The organism is Inquilinus ginsengisoli (assembly GCF_050434925.1).
In the GTDB taxonomy this organism is placed as follows: Bacteria; Pseudomonadota; Alphaproteobacteria; order DSM-16000; family Inquilinaceae; genus Inquilinus; species Inquilinus ginsengisoli_B.
In genome coordinates this window covers 981,757-1,004,089 of record NZ_JBNDJK010000001.1, presented here as the reverse complement: position 1 = coordinate 1,004,089, position 22,333 = coordinate 981,757, and the positions used below count along the sequence as shown (strand labels likewise).

Annotated in this window: 21 protein-coding genes; 15 read left to right on the top strand and 6 right to left on the bottom strand. The window is 69.7% G+C overall.

Annotated features, from left to right (window positions below; all coding sequences use genetic code 11):
- Nucleotides 1–50 precede the first annotated feature (50 nt).
- Both QFZ27_RS04980 and QFZ27_RS04975 read right to left on the bottom strand, forming a co-directional pair.
- Nucleotides 51–773, bottom strand: coding sequence for a F0F1 ATP synthase subunit A (locus tag QFZ27_RS04980; protein ID WP_429224986.1), 723 nt, complete (start codon nucleotides 771–773; stop codon nucleotides 51–53).
- 3 nt (nucleotides 774–776) lie between these two features.
- Nucleotides 777–1,160: an AtpZ/AtpI family protein gene (locus tag QFZ27_RS04975; protein ID WP_429224985.1), complete on the bottom strand. Its 384-nt coding sequence runs from the start codon at nucleotides 1,158–1,160 to the stop codon at nucleotides 777–779.
- 178 nt (nucleotides 1,161–1,338) lie between these two features.
- Between QFZ27_RS04975 and QFZ27_RS04970 the strand changes: the two genes are divergently transcribed.
- Complete coding sequence (locus tag QFZ27_RS04970) at nucleotides 1,339–2,619, top strand: MFS transporter (protein ID WP_429224984.1); 1,281 nt, start codon at nucleotides 1,339–1,341, stop codon at nucleotides 2,617–2,619.
- Between the two features lie 340 nt (nucleotides 2,620–2,959).
- Here QFZ27_RS04970 and QFZ27_RS04965 read toward each other — a convergent pair whose 3' ends face one another.
- Nucleotides 2,960–3,514 carry a hypothetical protein gene (locus QFZ27_RS04965; RefSeq protein WP_429224983.1) on the bottom strand — a complete coding sequence of 185 codons (555 nt, stop codon included), beginning with the start codon at nucleotides 3,512–3,514 and terminating at the stop codon, nucleotides 2,960–2,962.
- 239 nt (nucleotides 3,515–3,753) lie between these two features.
- Between QFZ27_RS04965 and QFZ27_RS04960 the strand changes: the two genes are divergently transcribed.
- Nucleotides 3,754–4,548 (top strand): exodeoxyribonuclease III, encoded by a 795-nt coding sequence (locus QFZ27_RS04960; RefSeq protein ID WP_429224982.1) that lies wholly within the window; start codon nucleotides 3,754–3,756, stop codon nucleotides 4,546–4,548.
- A 331-nt stretch (nucleotides 4,549–4,879) separates the two neighbouring features.
- Here QFZ27_RS04960 and QFZ27_RS04955 read toward each other — a convergent pair whose 3' ends face one another.
- The 3 genes from QFZ27_RS04955 to QFZ27_RS04945 are packed head-to-tail and all read right to left on the bottom strand — an operon-like array spanning nucleotide 4,880 to nucleotide 8,493.
- Nucleotides 4,880–5,377, bottom strand: a complete 498-nt coding sequence (locus QFZ27_RS04955; protein ID WP_429224981.1) for a class I SAM-dependent methyltransferase — start codon at nucleotides 5,375–5,377, stop codon at nucleotides 4,880–4,882.
- Nucleotides 5,378–5,385: 8 nt separating this feature from the next.
- Nucleotides 5,386–5,835: a cyclic nucleotide-binding domain-containing protein gene (locus QFZ27_RS04950; protein ID WP_429224980.1), complete on the bottom strand. Its 450-nt coding sequence runs from the start codon at nucleotides 5,833–5,835 to the stop codon at nucleotides 5,386–5,388.
- A 30-nt stretch (nucleotides 5,836–5,865) separates the two neighbouring features.
- A complete protein-coding gene (locus tag QFZ27_RS04945; RefSeq protein WP_429224979.1) occupies nucleotides 5,866–8,493 on the bottom strand; it encodes an ABC transporter transmembrane domain-containing protein in 2,628 nt (875 codons plus the stop codon).
- A 222-nt stretch (nucleotides 8,494–8,715) separates the two neighbouring features.
- Between QFZ27_RS04945 and QFZ27_RS04940 the strand changes: the two genes are divergently transcribed.
- From QFZ27_RS04940 to QFZ27_RS04880, 13 genes are all read left to right on the top strand, one after another.
- Complete coding sequence (locus QFZ27_RS04940; RefSeq protein WP_429224978.1) at nucleotides 8,716–9,921, top strand: glycosyltransferase family protein; 1,206 nt, start codon at nucleotides 8,716–8,718, stop codon at nucleotides 9,919–9,921.
- 7 nt (nucleotides 9,922–9,928) lie between these two features.
- The gene (locus QFZ27_RS04935) at nucleotides 9,929–11,179 is read left to right on the top strand and encodes a glycosyltransferase family 4 protein (RefSeq protein ID WP_429224977.1); all 1,251 of its coding nucleotides are present in this window, start codon (nucleotides 9,929–9,931) and stop codon (nucleotides 11,177–11,179) included.
- The gene (locus QFZ27_RS04930) at nucleotides 11,176–12,285 is read left to right on the top strand and encodes a glycosyltransferase family 4 protein (protein WP_429224976.1); all 1,110 of its coding nucleotides are present in this window, start codon (nucleotides 11,176–11,178) and stop codon (nucleotides 12,283–12,285) included. The genes QFZ27_RS04935 and QFZ27_RS04930 overlap by 4 nt, the downstream gene beginning before the upstream one ends.
- A complete protein-coding gene (locus QFZ27_RS04925) occupies nucleotides 12,282–12,866 on the top strand; it encodes a histidine phosphatase family protein (protein WP_429224975.1) in 585 nt (194 codons plus the stop codon). The genes QFZ27_RS04930 and QFZ27_RS04925 overlap by 4 nt, the downstream gene beginning before the upstream one ends.
- Nucleotides 12,863–14,014: a glycosyltransferase family protein gene (locus QFZ27_RS04920; RefSeq protein WP_429224974.1), complete on the top strand. Its 1,152-nt coding sequence runs from the start codon at nucleotides 12,863–12,865 to the stop codon at nucleotides 14,012–14,014. The genes QFZ27_RS04925 and QFZ27_RS04920 overlap by 4 nt, the downstream gene beginning before the upstream one ends.
- A gap of 95 nt (nucleotides 14,015–14,109) precedes the next feature.
- Nucleotides 14,110–14,892 (top strand): polysaccharide deacetylase family protein, encoded by a 783-nt coding sequence (locus QFZ27_RS04915; RefSeq protein ID WP_429224973.1) that lies wholly within the window; start codon nucleotides 14,110–14,112, stop codon nucleotides 14,890–14,892.
- A complete protein-coding gene (locus QFZ27_RS04910; RefSeq protein ID WP_429224972.1) occupies nucleotides 14,889–15,455 on the top strand; it encodes a hypothetical protein in 567 nt (188 codons plus the stop codon). Before QFZ27_RS04915 ends, QFZ27_RS04910 begins: the two co-directional genes overlap by 4 nt.
- Nucleotides 15,456–15,468: 13 nt before the next feature.
- A complete protein-coding gene (locus QFZ27_RS04905) occupies nucleotides 15,469–17,358 on the top strand; it encodes an ABC transporter ATP-binding protein (protein WP_429224971.1) in 1,890 nt (629 codons plus the stop codon).
- Nucleotides 17,355–19,256 (top strand): ABC transporter substrate-binding protein, encoded by a 1,902-nt coding sequence (locus QFZ27_RS04900; RefSeq protein ID WP_429224970.1) that lies wholly within the window; start codon nucleotides 17,355–17,357, stop codon nucleotides 19,254–19,256. The genes QFZ27_RS04905 and QFZ27_RS04900 overlap by 4 nt, the downstream gene beginning before the upstream one ends.
- Nucleotides 19,257–19,290: 34 nt before the next feature.
- Nucleotides 19,291–20,289 carry an ABC transporter permease gene (locus tag QFZ27_RS04895; protein ID WP_429224969.1) on the top strand — a complete coding sequence of 333 codons (999 nt, stop codon included), beginning with the start codon at nucleotides 19,291–19,293 and terminating at the stop codon, nucleotides 20,287–20,289.
- The gene (locus QFZ27_RS04890) at nucleotides 20,286–21,449 is read left to right on the top strand and encodes an ABC transporter permease (RefSeq protein WP_429224968.1); all 1,164 of its coding nucleotides are present in this window, start codon (nucleotides 20,286–20,288) and stop codon (nucleotides 21,447–21,449) included. Before QFZ27_RS04895 ends, QFZ27_RS04890 begins: the two co-directional genes overlap by 4 nt.
- 60 nt (nucleotides 21,450–21,509) lie before the next feature.
- Nucleotides 21,510–21,809: a type II toxin-antitoxin system TacA family antitoxin gene (locus tag QFZ27_RS04885; RefSeq protein ID WP_429224967.1), complete on the top strand. Its 300-nt coding sequence runs from the start codon at nucleotides 21,510–21,512 to the stop codon at nucleotides 21,807–21,809.
- 3 nt (nucleotides 21,810–21,812) lie between these two features.
- Entirely contained in the window at nucleotides 21,813–22,322 is a 510-nt protein-coding gene (locus tag QFZ27_RS04880; protein ID WP_429224966.1) for a GNAT family N-acetyltransferase, read from the top strand.
- The last annotated feature ends 11 nt before the right edge of the window (nucleotides 22,323–22,333 follow it).

Here is a 22,333-nt window from a genome sequence, read left to right as displayed (position 1 = left end):
GGATGGGGTCTGGATGGTTGGGACCGGAACGGTTCGCGGGCAGCGATCCGTCAGTGGAGGTGCAGCGCGTCGTGCAGGTAGACGCAGCTGAGAATGGCGAAGATGTACGCCTGCAGCACGGCGATGAAGAGCTCGAGCATCGTCAGCGGGATCAGGAAGGCGAAGGGGATGACGCCGCCGACGCCGAGCGCGATGACGAAGCCGCCGATGACCTTCAGCAGCACGTGGCCGACCGTCATGTTGGCGAACAGACGGACGGAGAGGCTGATCGGCCGCGACAGGTAGGAGATCAGCTCGACCGGCACCAGGATCACCGCGGTCCACAGGGGCGCGCCATGCGGGAAGAACATCCGCAGGTAGCCGGCGCCGTGCCGCGCGAAGCCGATCACCGTCACGCCCAGGAAGACCACGAAGGCCAGGGCGAAGGTGACGATGATGTGGCTGGTGAAGGTGAAGGTGCCGGGAATGATCCCGATCACGTTGCCGAACAGGATGAAGATGAACAGCGTGAAGATGAAGGGGAAGTACTTCAACCCTTCCTTGCCGGCATTGTCGCGTATCATGTTGGCGACAAGCTCGTACAACATCTCGGCGAAGGATTGCAGCCGGCCCGGCACCAGGGCCCGGCGGCTGCCGCCGAGGAACAGGACCGCCGACGCGACGACCGCGGCGATCACCATGTACAGCGACGAATTGGTGAAGGAGAGATCCAGGCCGCCGATGTCGACGTGGAGGATCTTTTCGATCTGGAATTGCTCGGTTGGCGATGCCACGCCTTATCTCCCGCCCCGGTTTCGCTCCGCCTGATCGGCAGCCCGCTTCGCCTTCGCCGCCCGGTCCAGCTCCATGCCGGTCCGGTAGACATTCATCAAGCCGGCCACCGCACCCAGGATGAAGAACAGAATCAACAACCAGGGCCGTGTACCGAGCCATCGGTCGAGACCCCAGCCGATTCCGGCACCGACCACGATCGCGGCGAGCAGCTCGACCGCGATGCGAAAGCCGGCGGCCATGCCAGCACGGCCGACATCGCGCCCATCATCTCCGCCCTTCGCCGCGCGCCCCGCCCCCGGCAGCTTCGCCTTCGCCTCTCGCAGGCGACGGTCGAAATCCGAAGGCGGCAGCGGGTTCTGGTCGTTCTGAGTCACGTTGTCGGACACCCTTTCGGGCGGCGGCCACCCCCACCTCAAGCGGCGCGCACCTTAGTGACGCCCCGGGGTCCCGTCAAGGCGACAAAACCGGCCGCCGCCGCGGCATTCGCGCCCGGCGTCCAGCCCCGCGTCCCGATCGGCACCGCCGGCGCTGGCGGCGGCCCGCTCCGGCGGGCTAGTCTCGGTCATGCTCAGCCCGCTCCTGGCCGTCGCGGCGATCCTCGCCGGCATCACCATCGTCTCGCTCGGCCAGGGCGTCTTCGCCATCCTGGTGCCGATCCGGCTGACCGAGGCCGGGCTGTCCGCCGACCGGGTCGGGCTGGTGGTCGCCGCCAGCGCCGTCGGCTTCCTGGCCGGCTGCCTGGTGGTCGGCCGGCTGATCCGGCTGGTTGGCCATATCCGCGCCTTCTCCGCCTTCGCCGCCGCCTCCTGCCTGGCCGGGCTGGCGCTGCCCTGGACCATCGGCCTGCCCGGCTGGGTGCTGCTGCGGCTGGCCATGGGCTTCTGCTCGGCCGGGCTGTTCATGGTGGCCGAGAGCTGGCTGAACGAGCTGACGCCGCGGCATCTGCGCGGCCGCATCCTGACCAGCTACGTCATCGTCATCATGCTGGCGCTCGGCGCCGGCCAGCTCCTGCTGACCGTGGTCGACACCAGCGACGTGCTGCCCTTCGTGCTGGCCTCGGCCGCCTTCACTTTGGCGCTGATCCCGGTGACGCTGACCCGGTCGCGCCACCCCAGCGTGCCGCACCGGATCCGGCCGATCCTGGGCAAGGCCTATCGCAACTCGCCGGTCGGCGCGGTCGGCTGCGTCGTGGTCGGGCTGGTGGCGGCGACGCTGCAGGGTGTGGCGCCGGTCTGGGGCGTGCAGCGCGGCTTCTCCACCGCCGAGATCGCGACGCTGATGGCCGCGACCCAGATCGGCGGCCTGCTGTGCCAGTGGCCGCTGGGCTGGCTGTCCGACCGGATCGACCGGCGCTGGGTAATCCTGGGCGCGGCCCTGTGCACCGTCGTCGCCGCGGTCGGCAGCGTCGCCGCCGGCAGCTTCGGCATGCTGGTCGCGCTGTTCGCGCTGTGGGGCGGCATGGCCGAGGCGATCTACCCGCTGTCGGTGGCCCATGCCAACGACCACGCCAAGCCGCAGGACTATGTGCCGCTGGCCGGGACGCTCCTGATCCTGTGGTCGATCGGCTCCTCCGCCGGGCCGCTGGCGGCGACCGTGGCGATGGACCGGTTCGGGCCGGACGCCCTGTTCGTCTATGTCGCGGTGCTGGTCGGGGCCTTCGCCGGCTTCGTGCTGTGGCGCATGGCCTGCCGCGGCCGGGTCGCCGCCGCGGAGGCCGAGCAGTTCGTCGGCCTGGCCGCCGGATCGAGCCCTGCCCCGGCCGAGCTGGACCCCCGCATCCGGCCCGAGGACGAGGTGGAGTGCGAGCCGGGCTACGACGACTGCGAGGACGTGCCGGCGCGGTAGATCGTCAGGGCATCCGGGCGGGGGCTGGGAGGCCTGGGGCCGGCCTCGACAAAGGGCCCTCACCCGGAGGGCGGGACCTCTTCAGGATACCGCCGTTCGAGCCGACCCGTCCCTTCTACTCTCCCCCTCCCCTCGCGGGAGGGGGCAGGGGGAGGGGGTTCTCGCCATCAGGCCGGCCTGAACTCTGACGCTTGGGCCACGAGGCCGAGACCCCTCCTCCGCGCATTCGCGCGCGGACGCGCGCAGACCCCTCCCCCAACCCCCTCCCGCAAGGGAGGGAGGGTAGAAGGCTGCGCTTGCGGATGCTGAAGGTTGGTGAAGTGGGTGAGTTCGCAGGAGCCTACCCGGTGTCCGGCGGCCTGGGCTTGCGGCCGGAGGTCGGGCGAGGCTTGGGCGGGTCCGCAGGCGGATCGTCCTCGCCATCCTTCGACGGGATGAAGCCCAGCTGCTCCATGGCCTCGTCGGCCATCTCCAGCCAGCGCTCCACCCGCACCGGCAAGCCCCAGCGCCGGCACAAGGCCGCCACTGCGACCGGAGCCCGGCTGGCTTCGATCAGCTCCACCACCTCCGGCCGCTCCAGCCGCTCGCGCATCTCGGCGACGCGGCGGGCGATCTCCTCATTGTCCTTCGACACCTCGTAAGCGGCCGCCAGCATCGCCAGCTTCACCCGCAGGTCGTGAAAATCCTCCTGCGCCGCCTCGCGCTTCGCCTCGGCCTTGCGCTTCTCCTTGTGCTCCTGGGACAGCTTGCCCTTGAGCAGCAGGGTCAGCCGCACCGAGCGCGCGACCGTGGCGATCCGCTGGCAGTAATCCACGCCGGGCTGCGGCGCCTGCAGCGCCTCCTGCTGCGTCGCCCGGGCGATCGACATCTGGATCTCGACCAGCTCCGCCAGCACGTGCAGATCCGACTCCCCCGCTTCCGCCGAAGCGGACGGGGCTTCCGAGTTCGGAGCGGTCTGCGCCTTGTCCATAGAACATAACATGAACGCAGTCGCCAATTAATACAACTGCACATTGTGTTTACAGCGGGATGATGTCGATCGGATCACGTCGAAGCGATCGCGCGCTCCAGCAGCAGGCTGGGCAACCCAACCGGGCTTCGCTAGGGTCGCGGGCCGCATCGCAGAGAGGGCCCATGCGCATCGCCACCTGGAACATCAACTCCGTCCGCCTGCGCCAGGAGCTGGTGCTGCGCCTGATCGACGAGACCGCGGCCGACATCATCTGCCTGCAGGAGACCAAGACCCCGGACCACCACTTCCCGCACCAGCCCTTCGTCGACCTCGGCTATCGGCACATCGCGATCGCCGGGATGAAGGGCTACAACGGCGTCGCCGTGATCTCGCGCCTGCCCTTCGAGAGCCATGAGATCCGGCACTGGTGCGGCAAGGAGGATTGCCGCCACATCGCCATCCGCCTGCCCGACGGGGTCGAGGTGCACAACCTGTACATCCCGGCCGGCGGCGACATCCCGGACCCGGCGGTGAACGAGAAGTTCAAGCACAAGCTGCAGTTCCTGGATGAGATGACGGCCTGGTGGCCGCAGAACCGGACTCGCGACCACAAGATGATCCTGGTCGGCGACCTGAACATCGCGCCGCTGGAGCACGACGTCTGGTCGCACAAGCAGCTGCTGGACGTGGTCAGCCACACCCCGATCGAGGTCGAGAAGCTGGCGGCGATGCAGTCGACGCTGGGCTGGGTCGACAGCGCCCGCACCTTCGTGCCGCCGGACCAGAAGCTGTACACGTGGTGGAGCTACCGCGCCGCCGACTGGCAGCTGTCCGACCGCGGCCGGCGGCTCGATCACATCTGGGTCACCCCGCCTTTGGCCGGCGGGCTGAAGGCCCACCGCACCCTGCGCGAGGCCCGCGGCTGGGAGCCGAAGCCGAGCGATCACGTGCCGGTGGTGGTCGACGTCGAGGTGTGAGGACGGGCCGGGCTACTGGGCCGGGCAACCCCCTTTTCTGTCATTGCCCACGGGTGTCCGGTTGAAGTTAAGCAACAACCGGTGGAAGACGTTCAGAGCAGAGGGTTCTATTTTTAACTGTCATGCCCGGGCTTGACCCGGGCATCCAGAGATGTCGAACCCACTCTGGGTGGCCCCTGGATCCTCGGGTCAAGCCCGAGGATGACAATAAAAAAATGAACTCCACCCCTCTCCCACACCCCGGCAACCCTCAACCGGACACCCGTGGGTCGCGCCCGGGCATGACAGTTGAGGCTTCTCGGTTCGCTCTCACGAACTCAACCCACGGCAGTCATCCCGCCAGCGGCCGCCGGTACAGATAGTACCGCCCGGGCGAGACGCCGTCGGGCTCGGGCAGTTCCTCCCAGCCGGTGCCGGCGAAGCCGATATTGGCGACGACCATGCCGCCCGGCGCCAGCACCGGGCCGAGCAGCGGGGTCAGCGCCGCCGCCAGGGCCCGGTTGGCCATGTCGTCGCCGGTGCCGAGATCGGCATGGATCAGGGCCATGCCCTGCGGATGCGCCGCGACGAAGCCCGGCATCGTCTCCAGGACTTCGCCCAGCACCATGCGGTCGCGCGGCGGGATGCAGCCGGGATGGGCGGCGATGTGGCGGTCGAACACCCAGATCGCGCGGTCCGGCAGCACCTCGCGCAGGTGGTCGTAGGTGCGGCCGTTGCCGAGGCCGAGTTCCATGACGTCGCCGGGCAGGCCGGCGATGGCGCGCGCGGCCCAGTCGATGCAGGCGCGCTGCGCCTGCATCCGGCGGATGAAGCTGTCGAGGCGGCTCACGATCCGGGTCAGGCCGTCTGGCGGGCGCGGGCCGCTTCCTTGGTGGTCCGCTCAAGACGCAGCGCCAGCACGCGCATGATCTCGATCGCCATCTGCGGGAATTCGGTGATCATGCGGAAAAACTGGTCCTTGGCGATGACGAGGGCGGTGACGTCGCTGCGCGCCTGCACCGTGGCGGTGCGCGGCACGTCGCAGAGGATGGCGATCTCGCCGACGAAGTCGTTGCGGCCGACCGAGGCCACGGTCAGGGGGCCGGTCTCGGCATCGACGATCACGTCGGCCTCACCGTCGATGATGATGAAGGCGGCGCGGCCCATCTCCCCCTGCCGGCACAGCACCTGCCCCGCGGGGAAGCGGACGCGCTCGCTGGTAAAGGCCAGCAGCTTCAGCTTCGACGTGTCGATATTGGCGAAAAGCGGAATCCGCTTCAGCAACTCGACTTCTTCCGCAAGGCTCACCGATCGGTCCTCCAGCTCCCTGTCCGCATTCTACTCCGCTTCCAGCAATTCGTGCAGCACGCTGCCGTCGCGGTTGAGCGTCTGGAAATCGCCGCGCTCGACGATGCGGCCATGCCGCACCACGACGATGTCGGCGAACTCCCGGGCCATGCTGGGCCGATGCACGCCCCAGATCAAGCCGCGGTGCTCCCGCAGCTCCCGGATCGCGCGGTGGACCCGGCTCTGCGCCACCCCGTCGAGCGAAGAGGTGGCCTCATTCAGCAGCAGGAGGTCGGCGTTTTTGAGCAACGCCCGGCCGAGCCCGACCTTCTGCCGCTGCACCGCGGACAGCCGGCTGCCGGCGACGCCGACCGAGAAGTCGAGCCCGACCGCGATCACGCTGTCGCGCAGATCGACCTCGTCGACCACGGTCTGGATCAGGGTCTGCACCCGCTCCGCCGCGTCCGGCCGGCCGTAGCGGATCTTGCCGAACAGGATGTTGTCCTGCAGCGACGCCGCCTCGTTGAACCGCTCGGCATCGAAGAACTCGATATGCTGCCGCAGGTCCTCCGGCAGCTCGGCGGCGAACACCTTGCGGGCCTCGAGCAGCCGTTCCTGCAGGTCGGCTTCGAACACGCCCAGGCGGTGGCGGGACGGCACCAGCTTGAACGGCAGCGACAGCAGGCGGGTGCGGTCGGCCGGCCGCAGCGCCGCGGTGCCCTCCTTCTTCGCCCGCAGCACGATCGGCTGGAATTCAGGCAGGTCCTCCGAGCCGATGAAGCTGAACTGCTCGAAGAACTCGTGGCCGGGCGGCAGGTCGGCGAACAGCTCGACCATGGTCTCGGCCATCTGGGCGCCGACCTTGATGAACTCCTCCATCAGGCCGGTGCGCTGCAGCACCGACAGCACATAGTCGTTCTCGGCCAGCGCGTCATAGGCGAAGACCGGCCCGACCGGGGTGCCGAACAGCAGGTTCTCGGCGACCGAGGCGGAGCTGTTGAAGCGGTCGGAATCGTACAGCTCGACCAGGTCGCCGAGATCGGTCTCGGCCAAGGTCTTGCGCACCGACACGCGGGCCGCCAGCACCCGGTCGGCGATCTCGGGCGCCTTGTCGGCGTCGATCGTGCCGTTCAGCCCGATGCGGTAGACATCCTGCTCCATGTCGACCGCCTGCAGGATCTCCAGCGCCTTGTCCTGCAGCGCCTCCGGCCCGTCGACCCCGGCCGCCTGATAGTCGATCCAGTCGGCGTTGATGTCGAAATCGGTGTTGCCGGCCACCTGCGCCTCCGACGCCCGCCGGGCCCGGCGGCGCTTCGCGGTGTCGTCGTCGTACTGCGCCTCGCGCAGCGGCCGGTGGCATAGCCCGTAATACAGGTTCTGGCGCAGCGTGCCGGTGAACATGTAGCTGTGGGCGCCGACATAGGCGAAGCGGCGGCCGATCACCGCCTCGCCCAGCGTCTCGTAATCGTGCTCGCCGAGCCGGATCTTGCCGCTGGTCGGCGAGATCAGCCGCGCCATCATCAGCATCAGCTCGTCCTTGCCGACCCCGGCGCCGACCAACGCGACCTGGCCATCGGTCGGGAAGGTGCAGGTCAGCCCCTCGATCACCGTCATGCCGCTGTCGTCGACCAGCGAGACGGCTGAGAAGCTGAGCTCCTTCGGCAGCGGCCCCTCGATCGCCTGGTCGCCGGTGATGCGCTCCAGCGGCAGCAGCTCGGGCGGCTGGAACTGCTCCACCACCTGCTCGTACTTGATCCGGGTGTCGGCCTGGGTCTGGTAGTAGTCGAGCAGGTCCTTCCACGGCGCCGCCAGGTCCTTGTAGGCGGCCAGCACCGCCACCAGCGCGCCGAGCTGGATGTCGCCGCGGATCACCAGCCAGCCGCCGATCGCGTAGAAGAAGAACGGCGTCAGCTGGTTGATGAAGTTGTTCAGGAACTTGATGAAGAACTTGCGGTTGTAGATCTCGAACCGGATGTCGTAGATCGTCCCCAGCCGGTCGGAGAAATCCGCCAGATGCACCGCGGTGGCGTCGTTGGCATGCATGTCGGTGATGCCGGAGACGGATTCGCCGATCCGGTCGGCCAGCTTGCGCACCGTGCGCACCCGCTCCTTGCCCAGCTGGTTCACCCGCTTCTGCAGCCGCGGGATCAGCCAGCCCTGCAGCGGGTACAGCGCCACCGCCGCCGCCCCCAGGATCGGGTCCTGGACGAAGATGAAGTAGATGTAGACCAGCAGCGTCCCGGCCGACCAGATCGGCTGGACGAAGGCGTCGCCGATGAAGCCGCCCAGCGGCTCGACCTCCGAGGTGATCATCGGGATCATCTCGCCCTGCGAGGTCTTGCGGAAATGCGGCAGCGGGAAGCGCAGGATGCGGCAGTACAGGTCGTAGCGCAGCCGGCGCAGCATCCGCTCGCCCAGCTTGCCCTTGTAGATGTTGATGTAGAGCTTGAAGCCGCCGTTGACGAACACCAGCACCAGGAACAGGAACGATAGCAGCAGCAGATATTCGATCCGGTCGAACTGGTAGCCGAAGATCGCCTTCGGGAAATCCTTGGCCGAGCCGTCGTCAATGGCGCCGTTGACGATCTGCTTCGGCAGATCCAGCGAATAATAGACAAAAGGAAACGAAATCAGCGTGATGATGAGGATATAGACCTGCTCGCGACGGCTGTGCCGCAAGATAAACTTGAAGATATTGGAATCCATCGCAATCCAGGTCCAGCCTCGCCGGGCACGGGCTGGACCATAGCGTGAACTTTCCGCGGCGCAAAGCATGTGACGGCGGTCACGGCCGGCATACGCGAAGGGTGCGGGTGACGGGTCAGAAGCCTTCGTGCTAAAAGCGCGCCGGGCGGCAGGGGTCGCCCGCGTGCCCGTTCCGGTCCCAGGTGACAAGGCTGCATGGCGAAGCGCACTGCCCAGGCCCGCGTCCTGATCTACAGCCACGACAGCTTCGGCCTCGGCCATCTGCGCCGCTGCCGCACCATCGCGCACGCCCTGGTGGCGCGGCACAGCGACCTGTCGGTGCTGATCCTGTCGGGCTCGCCGATCATCGGCAGCTTCGACTTCCGCAGCCGGGTCGATTTCGTCCGCATCCCCGGGGTGATCAAGCTGCGCAACGGCGATTACACCTCGCTGTCGCTGCACATCGACATCGAGGAGACGCTGGCCATGCGCGCCTCGATCATCGAGCACACCGCCGCGATCTTCGATCCCGACCTGTTCATCGTCGACAAGGAGCCGCTGGGCCTGCGCGGCGAGGTCAAGCAGACGCTGGAGATGCTGCGCGACCGCGGCACCCGCACCGTGCTGGGCCTGCGCGACGTGATGGACGAGCCGTCGCTGCTGGCCCCGGAGTGGGAGCGCAAGAACGTCGTGCCGGCGCTGGAGAGCCTGTACGACCAGCTGTGGATCTACGGCCTGCCGGAGATCTGCGACCCGCTGCAGGACATCGAGCTGCCGGATTCGGTGCGCGCCCGGATGACCTATACCGGCTATCTGCGCCGGCGGGCGCCGACCAACGTACCGGCCGACGCGGCGCCGCTGGCCGATCCCTACATCCTGGTCACGCCCGGCGGCGGCGGCGACGGCGAGGACCTGGTCGACTGGGTGCTGTCGGCCTATGAGCTCGACCGCACAATGCCCTGCGCCGCGCTGATCGTGCTGGGGCCGTTCATGCAGCGCGAGCGCCAGGCCGAGTTCATGGCACGCGCCGCCAAACTGGACGATGTCGAGGTCATCACCTTCGACGCCCGGATCGAGCATCTGATGATCCGCGCCGCCGGCGTCGTCGCCATGGGCGGCTACAACACCTTCTGCGAGATCCTGTCCTTCGACAAACGGGCGCTCCTGGTGCCGCGGGTAAGACCGCGGCTCGAACAACATATCCGGGCCTCCCGCGCGGCCGAGCTCGGCCTGGTCAGCATGCTCGACCAGGACGGGCCGGGCGATCCGGCGGTGATGGTGCGGGCGCTGCGCGCCCTGCCCGGCCAGCCGCTGCCCTCGACCCGCTTCATCCCCGGCCTGCTCGACGGGCTCGACGCCGTCGACCGGCTGGCGATGGACGCGATCGACCCGCCCGCCTCCTCGATCCGCGCGACAGCCTGAGCACAGCATGACCGAGAGAGTTCAGAGCGACGGCCTGACCGCCATCGTGGTCAAGGGCTATCCGCGGCTGTCGGAGACCTTCATCGCCCAGGAGATCCTGGGGCTGCAGCAGCTCGGCCAGCGCCAGCTGATCGTGTCGCTGCGCCATCCGACCGACACCAAGGTGCACGACCTCAACCGCCGCATCGCCGCGCCGGTGCTGTACCTGCCGGAGTACCTGTACCAGGAGCAGCCGCGGGTGGCGGCGGCGCGCGACTGGGCCCGGCGCCAGCCCGGCTATGCCGCCGCCTATGCCGCCTTCCGCCGCGACTACCGGCGCGACCCGACGCCGAACCGCTGGCGCCGCTTCGGCCAGGCCTGCGTGCTGGCGCAGGAGCTGCCGCCGGAGACGTCCTGGATCTACGTCCACTACCTGCACACCCCGGCCTCGGTCGGCCGCTACGCCGCGCTGATCCGCGGCCTGCCCTGGAGCGTCTCGGCCCACGCCAAGGACATCTGGACCACGCCGGAGTGGGAGCTGCGCGAGAAGCTGGCCGAGGCCCGCTGGGCCGCCACCTGCACCGCCGTGAACCACAAGTATCTGGCGAAGCTGGCGCCGGAACCGGCGCGGGTGTCGCTGGTGCATCACGGCCTCGATTTCGGCCGCTTCCCCGACCCGATCGCCCGGCCGCGACGGGACGGGCGCGACCCGAACGATCCGGTGCGGCTGATCTCGGTCGGCCGCGCGGTCGAGAAGAAGGGCTTCGACCGGCTGCTCGACGCCTTCGCGGCGCTGCCGGGCCGCCAGGCCTGGCACTGGACCCATATCGGCGGCGGCGCCCTGTTGTCGGAGCTGCGGGCCCAGGCGACGCGGCTGGGTCTTGCCGACCGGATCGAATGGCGCGGCGCCCTGACCCAGGATGCGGTGCTTGCGGCGCTGCTCGATGCCGACCTGTTCGTGCTGACCGCGCGGATCGCCGCCGACGGCGACCGCGACGGGCTGCCGAACGTGCTGATGGAGGCGCAGGCCACCGGACTGTGCTGCCTCGCCACCTCGGTCTCGGCGATCCCGGAGCTGATCCTGCACGGCGAGACCGGGGTCCTGGTACCGCCGGACGACGTGCCCGCGGCCGCCGACGCGCTGTCGGGGCTGATCGCCGACCCGGCCCGCCGCGCCAAGCTGGGCGCCGCCGGGGCTGCGCGGGTGCGGCGCGACTTCGGCTTCGCCATCGGCCTGGGCAAGCTGGCCCGCCGCTTCGGGTTGCCGGCGCCCGGATGAGGGTCGCCTTCTACGCGCCGATGAAGCCGCCCGGGCATCCAGTGCCGTCCGGCGACCGGCGCATGGCGCGGCTGCTGATCGAGGCGCTGCGGCGCGGCGGTCACGAGGTCCGCCTGGCCAGCCGGCTGCGCAGCTGGGATCCGGGTCTGGACCGGGCCCGGCCGGCCCGGATCGAGGCGCTGGGCGCCCGCGTCGCCGACCGGCTGGTCCGGCGCTGGCGCGGGGCATCGGACCGGCCGGATGTCTGGTTCACCTACCATCTGTACCACAAGGCGCCGGACTGGCTCGGGCCGCCGGTGGCCGCGGCGCTGGGCATCCCTTATGTCGCGGCCGAGGCCTCGCATGCGCCGCGCCGGGCCGAGGGACCATGGGCCGCCGGTCACCACGCCGCAGCCGCTGCGATCCGCCAAGCCGTGGCGCTGATCACCTTCAGCGAGCGGGATGCGGCCGGGCTGGCGTCCCTGGTGCCGGCCGCGCGAATCGTGCGGCTGCCGCCCTTCCTTGACGCCGCACCCTTCGCCGCCGTGATCCACCGCCCGGCCGACCCGCCGCGCCTTCTCGCCATCGGCATGATGCGGGAGGGCGACAAGGAGCGGTCCTACGTCCTGTTGGCGGACGCTCTAAGGCGCCTCGATGACCGGCGCTGGACCCTGACCGTGGTCGGCGACGGCCCGGCCCGGCCGCGGATCGAGCCGCTGTTCGACCCGGCCCGTACCGTGTTCCGAGGCGCGGTGCCGCCCGAATCGCTGCCGCAGGTGCTGGCGGAGGCCGACCTGTTCGTCTGGCCGGCGATCAACGAGGCCTTCGGCATGGCCTTGCTCGAGGCCCAGGCCGCCGGCCTGCCCGCGGTGGCAGGAGCCGCCGGAGGCGAAGGCGGCGGCGTGGCCGAGATCCTGCGCCAGGGCAAGACCGGGTTGCTTGTGTCGCCGGACGATGCCGGCGCCTTCGCCGAGGCCGTCGCGACCCTGCTGGACGACCCGGTCCGGCGGCATGCTATGGGCGAGGCCGCCCGCGCCAACATCCTGGCCCGGCACGACATCGCCGCCGCCGCCGCGATCCTCGACCGGACGCTGGCACGGGTCGCCGCCGGGCAGGCTCCGGCATGACCCGCCTCCTCGTCCTGCGCCATGCCCCAACCGATTGGAACGCCGAGCGCCGCATCCAGGGCCGGGCCGACATCCCGCTGTCGGAGGCGGGGCGCGCCGCCGCCGCGCGATGGCGCCTGCCGGACTGGACCGCCGGCTGGCAGGCGCTGGCGAGCCCGCTGTCCCGCGCCATGGAGACGGCACGGCTGCTGGACCTGAACCCGGTGGCCGAACCGGCGCTGACCGAGCTGGACTGGGGTGGCTGGGAAGGCCGGCGCCTGTCCGACAGGACCCGGATCGACCCGGCGGAGCTGGCCCGCCGCGAGGCGCTGGGCCTGGACTTCCGGGCCCCGGGCGGCGAGTCCTACCGTGAGCTGCAGGCCCGGCTGGCGCCGCTGCTGCTGCGGCTGGCCGCCGCGGGGCGCGACACCATTGCCGTTTGTCATCGCGGCGTCATCCTGGCGCTCTATGCCTGCGCCGCCGATTGGACCATGATCGGCGACGCGCCGGACGGGCTGCAGTGGGGCTGCGCACACCTGTTCCGGCTGGACAATTCGGGGGCGCCGGTGATCGAGCGGCTGAACATTTCTTTGGCAGCATGAAGGTTCTGTTCCACGTTCAGCATCTGCTCGGCATCGGCCATGTCCGGCGGGCCGCGGCGATCGCCCGTGCCCTGACTGAGTCCGGCTTCGCCGTGATCGTGGCCCAAGGCGGTTTTGATGTTCCCGGCACCGACTGGGGCGGCGCCGAATTGGTGAAGCTGCCGCCGGTGCGGTCGGCCGACACCGGCTTCCGCACCCTGCTCGACGCCGAGGACCGGCCGATCGACACCGGCTGGAAGAAGCGCCGCGCCGCCGATCTGCTGGCCCTGCTGGCCCGGACCAGGCCCGACATCCTGCTGGTCGAGACCTTTCCCTTCGGCCGCCGCGCCTTCGCCTTCGAGCTGGTGCCGATGCTGGAGATCGCGCGCCGCGCCAACCCGCGACCGCTGATCGCCTGCTCGGTCCGCGACATCCTGGTGGACAAGCAGGACCCGGCGAAGGTCGAGGCCATGGCCGACACGGCGCTTGCCCTGTTCGACCTGGTGCTGGTGCATGGCGACCCGGCGGTGATCCCGTTCGAGGCCAGCTTCCCGCCCGCCCCGCGGGTGGCCGGGCTGATCCGCTACACCGGCTATGTCGGCGCGCCCTCGACCCGCGAGGCGCCGCCGGGCGACGGCGTCGACGAGGTGGTCGTGTCGGTCGGCGGCGGCGCGGTCGGCGCCGAGCTGCTGCGCACCGCCCTCGCCGCCCGCGCCCTTTCCGGCCAGAGCCGCACGCGCTGGCGGCTGCTGGCCGGGCCGGACCTGCCCACCGGCGCGGTGGCCGGGCTGACCGCAGCGGCGCCTGACGGCGTGATCGTCGAGCCGGCGCGGCCGGATTTTCCGAGCCTGCTGGCGCGCTGCCGGCTGTCGGTCAGCCAAGCCGGCTACAACACCGTGATGGATGTGATGCGGGCCGGCTGCCGCGCCGTGTTCGTGCCCTTCGCCGCCGCCGGCGAGACCGAGCAGACCCGCCGCGCGGAACTGCTGGCCGCCCGCGGTCATTGTCTCGTGGTGCCGGAGGCCGGGCTGACGCCGGAGCGGCTGGCCCGGGCGGTCGACGACGCCGTGGCCGCGCCCCCGCCGCCGCGGGCGGCGCTGGCCCTGGATGGCGCCCGAACCGCGGCCGCCCTCCTGCGCGACGCCGCGGAAAGACGGAGCGCCGCGTGAGGAGGATGGCGGATCAGGACATCGGGGATGCAGGACTTGCCGCCCGGCCGCGGGCTGCGGCTATAGTGCCGCTTTCGTCCGTATCATTCCGATTCATGACCGAGCCCCCCGCCCCGCCCCTGCCCGATTCCTGGACCGAGCTGCGGGCCGAGCTGGACCGGTGGGCCGCGTCCGGCCGCCATGCCACCTTCTGGTGGCGCGACGACGACGCGGTGGCGCCGAGCCCGGCGCTGGACCGGCTGCTGGCCTTGGCCGCGCGCCATGGCCGCTGGGTCGCGCTGGCCGTCATCCCCGCAGGGGCCGAGCCGGCACTGGCCGACCGCCTGGCCGGCACGCCCGCGGTGGTGATCCAGCATGGCTGGGTGCACCGGTCGCATGCCCCGGCCGACGAGAAGACCGCCGAGTTGGGCGACCATCGCCCGGCCGAGACCGTCCTGGCCGAGCTGACCGCCGGCCGAGAGCGGCTGCAGGCGCTGTTCGACGACCGCTTCCGCCCGGTGCTGGCGCCGCCCTGGAACCGCATCGGCCCGCAACTGCGCGCCCGGCTGGGCGAAGCCGGCCTCAACATCCTGTCCGGCTTCGGCGCCCGCGACGCGGCACCCGGCCCGGCGCAGCTCAACACCCATGCCGATCCGATCGACTGGCGCGGCGGCCGCGGCTTTGCCGGCATCGACCGGGCGCTGGCGCCGATCCTGCGCCACCTGGCCGACCGCCGGAACGGCATCGCCGACCCCGAGGAGCCGACCGGCCTCCTGACCCACCACCTGGCGCATGACGACGAAGGATGGATCTTTCTCGACGGCCTGCTGACCCTTCTGGCCCGGCATCCGGCCGTGGCCTGGCCAGCCCCCGACAGCCTGTTCGGAGCCCGGACATGACCGCCCACCGCTACGACATGGCCGAGCTGGGGGGCGACTATGCGCGCGGCGCGGCCGGCGTGGCGCTGACCGCGCTGCCGCTGATCCTGCTGCCGATGCACTGGATCGTCGCCGTCGCCTTCGGCGCCGCGGCGCTGGTGTTCCTGGCCTTCCTGCTGCGCACCTGGCTGCGGCACCGCAGCGTGATCGAGGTCGACGGCCAGGGCATCGTCGCCCACGGCCCGCTCGGCACCCGCATCGCCTGGCGCGACCTGTCCAGCTTCCGGCTGCGTTACTTCTCGGTCCGGCGCGACCGCCAGCGCGGCTGGATGCAGTTGGACCTGCGCGGCAGCGGCCGGCGCCTCAGGGTCGAATCCACCATCAGCGGCTTCGACGAGATCGTGTCGCAGGCGCATGACGCGGCGATCGCCAAAGCGCTGCCGATCGACGATTCGAGCCAGGCCAACCTGATGTCGCTCGGCGTCGTCGCGCCCCAGGCCGGGCTGGCCGAGCGCTGGGGCGTGCGTCCCCCCGCCGATGGGGCCGCAGCCGACGAGCCTGCCTCCGATGGGCCCAAGGAATGAGGGGTCCGCCGCGGTGACCGATATCCTACGACTGGACGATCTGCGCATCGGCTTCGCCGTGCCCGGCGGCACGCTCGAAGCCGTGCGCGGCGTGTCGCTGCGGGTGCCGGCCGGCAAGACTGTCGCCGTGGTCGGCGAAAGCGGCTCCGGCAAATCGGTGCTGGCCCAGTCGGTGATGGGCATCCTGCCCGGCAACGGCCGGGTCACCGGCGGCAAGATCCTGTTCAGCGACCCGGACAAGCCGGGCGCGGTCGTCGACCTGGCCAAGCTGCCGCAGGAAAGCCCGGAATACCGCGACATCCGCGGCGGCCGGATCTCGATGATCTTCCAGGAGCCGATGACCTCGCTGTCGCCGCTGCACACGGTGGGCAACCAGATCGTCGAGGCGGTGCGGCTGCACCGGCCGGTCGGCCCGGCCGAGGCGCGCGACTTGGCCCGCGAGATGCTGCGGCTGGTCGGCTTTCCCAACCCGGCCCGGGCGCTGAAGACCTATCCGTTCGAGCTGTCGGGCGGCTTGCGCCAGCGCGCCATGATCGCCATGGCCCTGGTCTGCCGCCCCGCCCTCTTGATCGCCGACGAGCCGACCACCGCGCTGGACGTCACCATCCAGGCCCAGATCCTGAAGCTGATGCAGGACCTGCAGGCCGAGCTGGGGATGGCGATCATGATCATCACCCACGACCTCGGCATCGTCGCCAACATCGCCGACGAGGTGGTGGTGATGTATCGCGGCGAGGTGATGGAATCCGGCCCGCTGGGCCCGATCTTCACCGATCCCCGCCACCCCTATCTGAAGGCGCTGCTGCGGGCGGTGCCGCGCTTCGACATGGGACATGAGCGGCTGATGCCGATCCGCGAGATCCGGCAGGCCGACGGCCACATGCTGGGGACCGGCAAGAAGGCCTGGACCGAGGCGGCGGAAGCGGCCGGCCCGCTGCTGACGGTCGATGGCATCTCGAAGACCTTCGCCATCCGCAACAGCGGCCTGTTCGGCGGCGGCCAGGAGGAGCGGATCAAGGCGGTCGACGACGTCTCCTTCACCATCCGCCGGGGCGAGTGCGTGGGCCTGGTCGGCGAATCCGGCTGCGGCAAGACCACCCTGTCGAAGATCCTGATGCGGGCGCTGAGCCCGGACGAGGGCAGCATCCGCTTCAACGACCACGGCAAGCCGGTCGACGTGCTGGCGCTGGAGGGTGAGGACCTGAAGGCCTTCCGCCCGCGCATGCAGTTCATCTTCCAGGACCCGTTCAGTTCGCTGAACCCGCGGATGACGGTGTTCGACATCCTGACCGAGCCCTTGACCATCCATGGCATCGGCACCCCGGCCAAGCGCAAGGCGATCGCCAAGGAGCTGATGGAGCTGGTCGGGCTCGACATCCGCCACCTGCAGCGCTACCCGCACAGCTTCTCCGGCGGCCAGCGGCAGCGCATCGGCATCGCCCGGGCGCTGGCGCTGCGCCCCGACCTGATCATTTGCGACGAGCCGGTCTCGGCGCTGGACGTCTCGATCCAGGCCCAGATCCTGAACCTGCTGAAGGACCTGAAGGCCCGGCTGGGCCTGACCTATCTGTTCATCAGCCACAATCTGGCGGTGGTCGACTACATCGCCGACCGGATCATGGTGATGTGCCGCGGCCGGGTGGTGGAGCTGGCGCCGCGCGCCTCGCTGTTCGCCCGGCCGGTGCACCCCTATACCAAGACGCTGCTGGCCGCGGTGCCGGCCCCCGACCCGTCGCGGCGGCTGGATTTCGCGGCGCTGATGGACGGCCGGGCCTCCGACCCCGGGGCGTGGCCAGCGCCGTTCACCCTGGGGCCGGACAAGCCGGGCCGGCTGGTCGAGGTCCATAAGGGCCATTTCGTCCGCGCCACCGAGATGCCCGCACTGGAGCTGGTGGCGTCATGACCCGTTGGCCCGCTCTCCTCGCGATCCTGCTCGGCCTGGCCCAGGCCCTGCCGGCCGCCGCCGGCCCGGCGCTGGTCGAGACGCCGATGTATGAGCCGGATGTGGCCGGCGGCAAGCTGCCGCCGGTGGCTGAGCGCGTGCCGCAGGCGCCGTCGGTCGTCGACATGGCGGCGGAGGGCAAGGAGCCGGGCAAGCCGGGCGGCGAGATCGCCTGGATGGTCGCCCGCGCCCGCGACATCCGGATCATGAACACCTACGCCTATGCCCGGCTGGTCGGCTACGGCACGGACTTCAAGCTGCATCCGGACCTGCTGGCCTCGGTCGATGTCGACGGCGAGAAGGTGTTCACCCTGCATCTGCGGCCGGGTCACAGATGGTCCGACGGCCAGCCCTTCACCAGCGAGGATTTCCGCTTCTCCTGGGAGGACATGGAGCTGGACAAGGAGCTGTCGCCCTACGGCCCGGATACCCGGCTGCTGGTCGAGGGCGAGCTGCCGAAGGTCGAGTATCCGGACGCGCAGACCGTCCGCTTCTCCTGGTCCAGGCCGAACCCGGAATTCCTGCCGGCGCTGGCCGGTCCCGCGCCGCTCTACATCTACGCACCGGCGCATTACCTGAAGCAGTTCCACAAGAAATACGCCGACGCCAAGGCCCTGGAGGCGCTGGTCAAGCAGGCGGGCATGCGCAACTGGGTGGCGCTGTTCAACCTGCGCAGCAAGCTGATCGATTCGGCCAACCCCGACCTGCCGGTGCTGGAGCCCTGGGTCGTCACCACCAAGGCACCGGCCGACCGCTTCGTCTTCGTCCGCAACCCCTACTACCACCGCGTCGACAGCCAGGGCCGGCAGTTGCCCTATCTCGACCGCGTCATCGTCAACGTGGTCGAGGGTTCGCTGATCCCGGCCAAGGCCGGCGCCGGCGATTCCGACCTGCAGCAGCGCGGCCTGCGCTTCGACAACATCAGCTTCCTCAAGGCCGGCCAGGCCGCCGGCGACTACAAGGTGCGGCTGTGGACCACGGCGCTGGGGTCCGAGGTCGCGCTGTATCCGAACCTGAACTGCAACGACAAGGACTGGCGGGCGCTGAACCGCGACGTCCGCTTCCGCCGCGCCTTATCGCTGGCGATCAACCGCGACGAGATCAACCAGGTGGTGTTCTTCGGCCTGGCCCGGCCGAGCCAGAACACGGTGCTGCCGGAATCGCCTTTCTACGACGCCGCGCTGGCCACGGCGTGGACCCAGTTCGACCTGGCCAAGGCCAACGCCCTGCTGGACGAGGCCGGCCTGACCCAGCGCGACAGCGACGGCATCCGGCTGATGCCGAACGGCCGCCGGCTGGAGATCGTGGTCGAGAGCAACGGCGAGCGCAGCCTCGAGGCCGACATCCTGCAGTTGATCCGGGACAGCTGGGCCAAGATCGGCGTCGCCCTGTTCACCACCCAGTCGCAGCGCGACGTGTTCCTGCAGCGGATCTTCTCCGGCGACACGGTGATGTCGGTGTGGACCGGCATCGACAACGCCCTGGTGACGCCGACGACGGTGCCGTCGGGGCTGGCGCCGGTCGACCAGAACTGGCTGCAATATCCGAAATGGGGCCAGTATGTGCAGACCCGCGGCACCGCCGGGGAGAAGCCGGACGAGCCTTTCGCCGAGCAGCTGATGGCGCTGTACGACGAATGGCGCACCACCGCCGACAAGGGCCGCCGCGACGCCATCATCCGCGACATGATCCGGATCCAGTCGGACCAGGTCACCTCGATCGGCACGGTGCAGGGGGTGCTGGCCCCGGTGGTGGTCAAGAACCGGCTGCACAACGTGCCGGAGAAGGGGATCCTGTCCTGGGACCCGGGCGCGCATTTCGGCATCTACCACCCCGACACCTTCTGGGTGGACCCATGACGGCGGGGACGGCCATGGCACGGGCGAGGATGACATGCTGAGCTACATCGCCCGGCGCATCCTGGTGATGATCCCGACCCTGCTCGCGATCAGCTTCATCAGCTTCGCCATCATCCAGCTGCCGCCCGGCGACTACCTGACCACCATGGTCAACGAGCTGCGCAGCCGCGGCGAATCGCTGGACCCCAACCAGATGCAGTTCCTGCGGGAGAACTACGGGCTCGACCAGCCCTTCCTGCTGCAGTACCTGGCCTGGCTGGGCAACTGCCTGCGCGGCGATTTCGGCTGGTCGTTCGAGTACAACATGCAGGTGACCGCCGTGGTCGGCGACCGCATGTTCCTGACCATCCTGCTGACCCTCGCCACCACGATCTTCATCTGGGTGGTGTCGTTCCCGATCGGGATCTATTCGGCCACCCACCAGTACAGCGTCGGCGACTACGGACTGACCTTCCTGGGGTTCCTCGGCCTGGCGACGCCGAACTTCCTGCTGGCCCTGGTGCTGCTGTACCTGGCCAACCAGTGGTTCGGCATCTCGATCGGCGGGCTGATGGATCCAAAATACCTGGACCAGCCGATGAGCTGGGCCAAGTTCGTCTCGGTGCTCGAGCATCTCTGGGTGCCGGTGATCGTGATCGGCACCTCCGGCACTGCGGCGATGATCCGGCGGCTGCGCGCCAACCTGCTGGACGAGCTGCAGAAGCAGTACTACGTCACCGCCCTGGCCAAGGGCATGAGGCGGCGCCGGGCGCTGTTGAAATACCCGCTGCGCATGGCGCTGAACCCGTTCATCGCCGATATCGGCAACATCCTGCCGCACCTCATCTCCGGCGCCACCATCGTTTCGGTGGTGCTGAGCCTGCCGACCGCAGGCCCGCTGCTGCTGTCGGCGCTGCAGAGCCAGGACATGTACCTCGCCGGCTCCTTCGTGCTGTGGCTGGCGGTGCTGACGGTGATCGGCACGCTGGTCTCGGACCTGGCGCTGGCGGTGCTGGATCCGCGCATCCGGCTGTCGGGAGGAGCCGTGAAATGAGCGACATCCCCCGCGAGCCCCAGCACTACGTCAACCCGGCACCCTGGGATCCCTACCTGGAGGCGCCGCTGACGCCGCAGCAGGAGCGCTATTTCCTTGCGTCGCAGTGGCGGATCATGTGGTGGAAGCTGAAGCGCCACCGCCTGGCCGCGATCTCCGGCGTGGTGCTGCTGCTGGCCTATCTCTCGATCCTGGTCAGCGAGTTCCTGGCGCCTTACGGGCTGGACAGCCGGCACACCGGCCACATCTACGCGCCGCCGCAGCAGGTGCGGTTCTTCCACGAGGGCAGCTTCGTCGGCCCCTATGTCTACAGCTACCAGTACTCGCTCGACATGGAATCGATGCGGCGGGTCTACACCGAGGACCGGTCGCAGCCGCAGCCGCTGCGCTTCTTCTGCCGCGGCGACGGCTACCGGTTCTGGGGGATGTTCGAGGCCGACCTGCACCTGGTCTGCCCGCCCGAGCACGGCACCTTCTTCCTGTTCGGCACCGACCGGCTGGGCCGCGACATGCTGAGCCGCATCCTCTACGGCGCCCGGATCTCGCTGACCGTCGGGCTGATCGGCATCACCGTCAGCTTCATCCTCGGCATCACCATCGGCGGCCTGGCCGGCTATTACGGCGGCTGGATCGACAACGTCGTCAACCGGCTGATCGAGGTGATCCAGAGCTTCCCGCAACTGCCGCTGTGGATGGCCCTGTCGGCGTCCCTGCCGGTGACCTGGAGCCCGATCCTGGTGTTCCTGGGCATCACCATCATCCTCGGCCTGGTGGAATGGACCGGCCTGGCCCGGTCGGTGAGGTCGAAGCTGCTGGCGTTGCGCGAGGAGGATTTCTGCGTCGCGGCCCAGCTGATGGGCGCGCGGCCGCGGCGGATCATCTTCCGCCACCTGCTGCCGAGCTTCATGAGCCACCTGATCGCCTCGGCCACCCTGACCATCCCGGGCATGATCCTGGGCGAGACGGCGCTGAGCTTCCTCAATCTCGGCCTCAGGCCCCCGGTCACCAGCTGGGGCGTGCTGCTGAACGAGGCGCAGAACATCAACGTCGTCGCGCTCTACCCCTGGCTGCTGATGCCGGTGCTGCCGGTGATCATCGTGGTGCTGGCCTTCCAGTTCTTCGGCGACGGCCTGCGCGACGCCGCGGACCCGTATCGGTAGGCCGAACAGCTTGTATTGCAATTTGCGCTACAGACGGCTAGATTGTGGCAGGAGATGCCGATGACGAACAAAGCCGAGCGCAAGGAACACCCGATCTCGATGCGCCTGCCGGAGGCCGACATCGCGATGATCGATCGCGCCGCCGGCCTTCGCGGCCGGTCGCGCACGGATTTCGTGCGCGATGCAGCCGTCCGCGCCGCCGAGGATGTGCTGATGGAGAACCGGCTGATCCGCATGACGCCGGAGGGTTTCACCGATTTCATGGCGGCTCTGTCCGCGCCGGCCGGCCCGGTGCCCGAGATGGTGGAGCTGATGAGGCGACCCGCGCCGTGGGAGCCGGGCGACGTCGCGAAGCGCTGACCCTTGCCCCTCTCGGCCCCCGAACCGCTGACCGCCGTCCACGACCTATCCGAATTCTCCTGCGGCAAGCCCGGGCTCGACCATTGGCTCAGGACCCGGGCGCTCGCCAATCAGGAGAAGGGCTTCACCGCCGTCATGGTGGTCCACGAGGCGGGCCGGGTCGTCGGCTATTACGGCCTCGCGCCGACTGCGGTCGTTCCAAACCTGCTGCCCCGATCCATCCGCACCGGCCAGCCGCCCGATCCCGTGCCGTGCTTGCTGCTCGGCCAACTCGCGACCGACACCGGCTGGGCCGGACGCGGCATCGGCACGGGCCTGTTGAAGCATGCCCTCGAACGCTGCGTGGCGGCAGCGGCGCTCATCGGAGGCCGCGCGCTCATGGTCAGGGCCATCGACGATGAAGCCGCGGCTTTCTGGCGACGACGGGGCTTCCTGCCCTCGAGAGACGACCCGCTCGTACTGTTCCGATCGATCGCCGATATCGCCGCGTCGTTGGCTGAATCGCGACGCTGAAAGGTCCCGCG

Bases quoted from the DNA above. Each gene is read 5' to 3' on its own strand.
- QFZ27_RS04970 (WP_429224984.1), top strand. From the start codon at position 1,339: ATGCTCAGCCCGCTCCTGGCCGTCGCGGCGATCCTCGCCGGCATCACC.
- QFZ27_RS04960 (WP_429224982.1), top strand. From the start codon at position 3,754: ATGCGCATCGCCACCTGGAACATCAACTCCGTCCGCCTGCGCCAGGAG.
- QFZ27_RS04940 (WP_429224978.1), top strand. From the start codon at position 8,716: ATGGCGAAGCGCACTGCCCAGGCCCGCGTCCTGATCTACAGCCACGAC.
- QFZ27_RS04935 (WP_429224977.1), top strand. From the start codon at position 9,929: ATGACCGAGAGAGTTCAGAGCGACGGCCTGACCGCCATCGTGGTCAAG.
- QFZ27_RS04930 (WP_429224976.1), top strand. From the start codon at position 11,176: ATGAGGGTCGCCTTCTACGCGCCGATGAAGCCGCCCGGGCATCCAGTG.
- QFZ27_RS04925 (WP_429224975.1), top strand. From the start codon at position 12,282: ATGACCCGCCTCCTCGTCCTGCGCCATGCCCCAACCGATTGGAACGCC.
- QFZ27_RS04920 (WP_429224974.1), top strand. From the start codon at position 12,863: ATGAAGGTTCTGTTCCACGTTCAGCATCTGCTCGGCATCGGCCATGTC.
- QFZ27_RS04915 (WP_429224973.1), top strand. From the start codon at position 14,110: ATGACCGAGCCCCCCGCCCCGCCCCTGCCCGATTCCTGGACCGAGCTG.
- QFZ27_RS04910 (WP_429224972.1), top strand. From the start codon at position 14,889: ATGACCGCCCACCGCTACGACATGGCCGAGCTGGGGGGCGACTATGCG.
- QFZ27_RS04900 (WP_429224970.1), top strand. From the start codon at position 17,355: ATGACCCGTTGGCCCGCTCTCCTCGCGATCCTGCTCGGCCTGGCCCAG.
- QFZ27_RS04895 (WP_429224969.1), top strand. From the start codon at position 19,291: ATGCTGAGCTACATCGCCCGGCGCATCCTGGTGATGATCCCGACCCTG.
- QFZ27_RS04890 (WP_429224968.1), top strand. From the start codon at position 20,286: ATGAGCGACATCCCCCGCGAGCCCCAGCACTACGTCAACCCGGCACCC.
- QFZ27_RS04885 (WP_429224967.1), top strand. From the start codon at position 21,510: ATGACGAACAAAGCCGAGCGCAAGGAACACCCGATCTCGATGCGCCTG.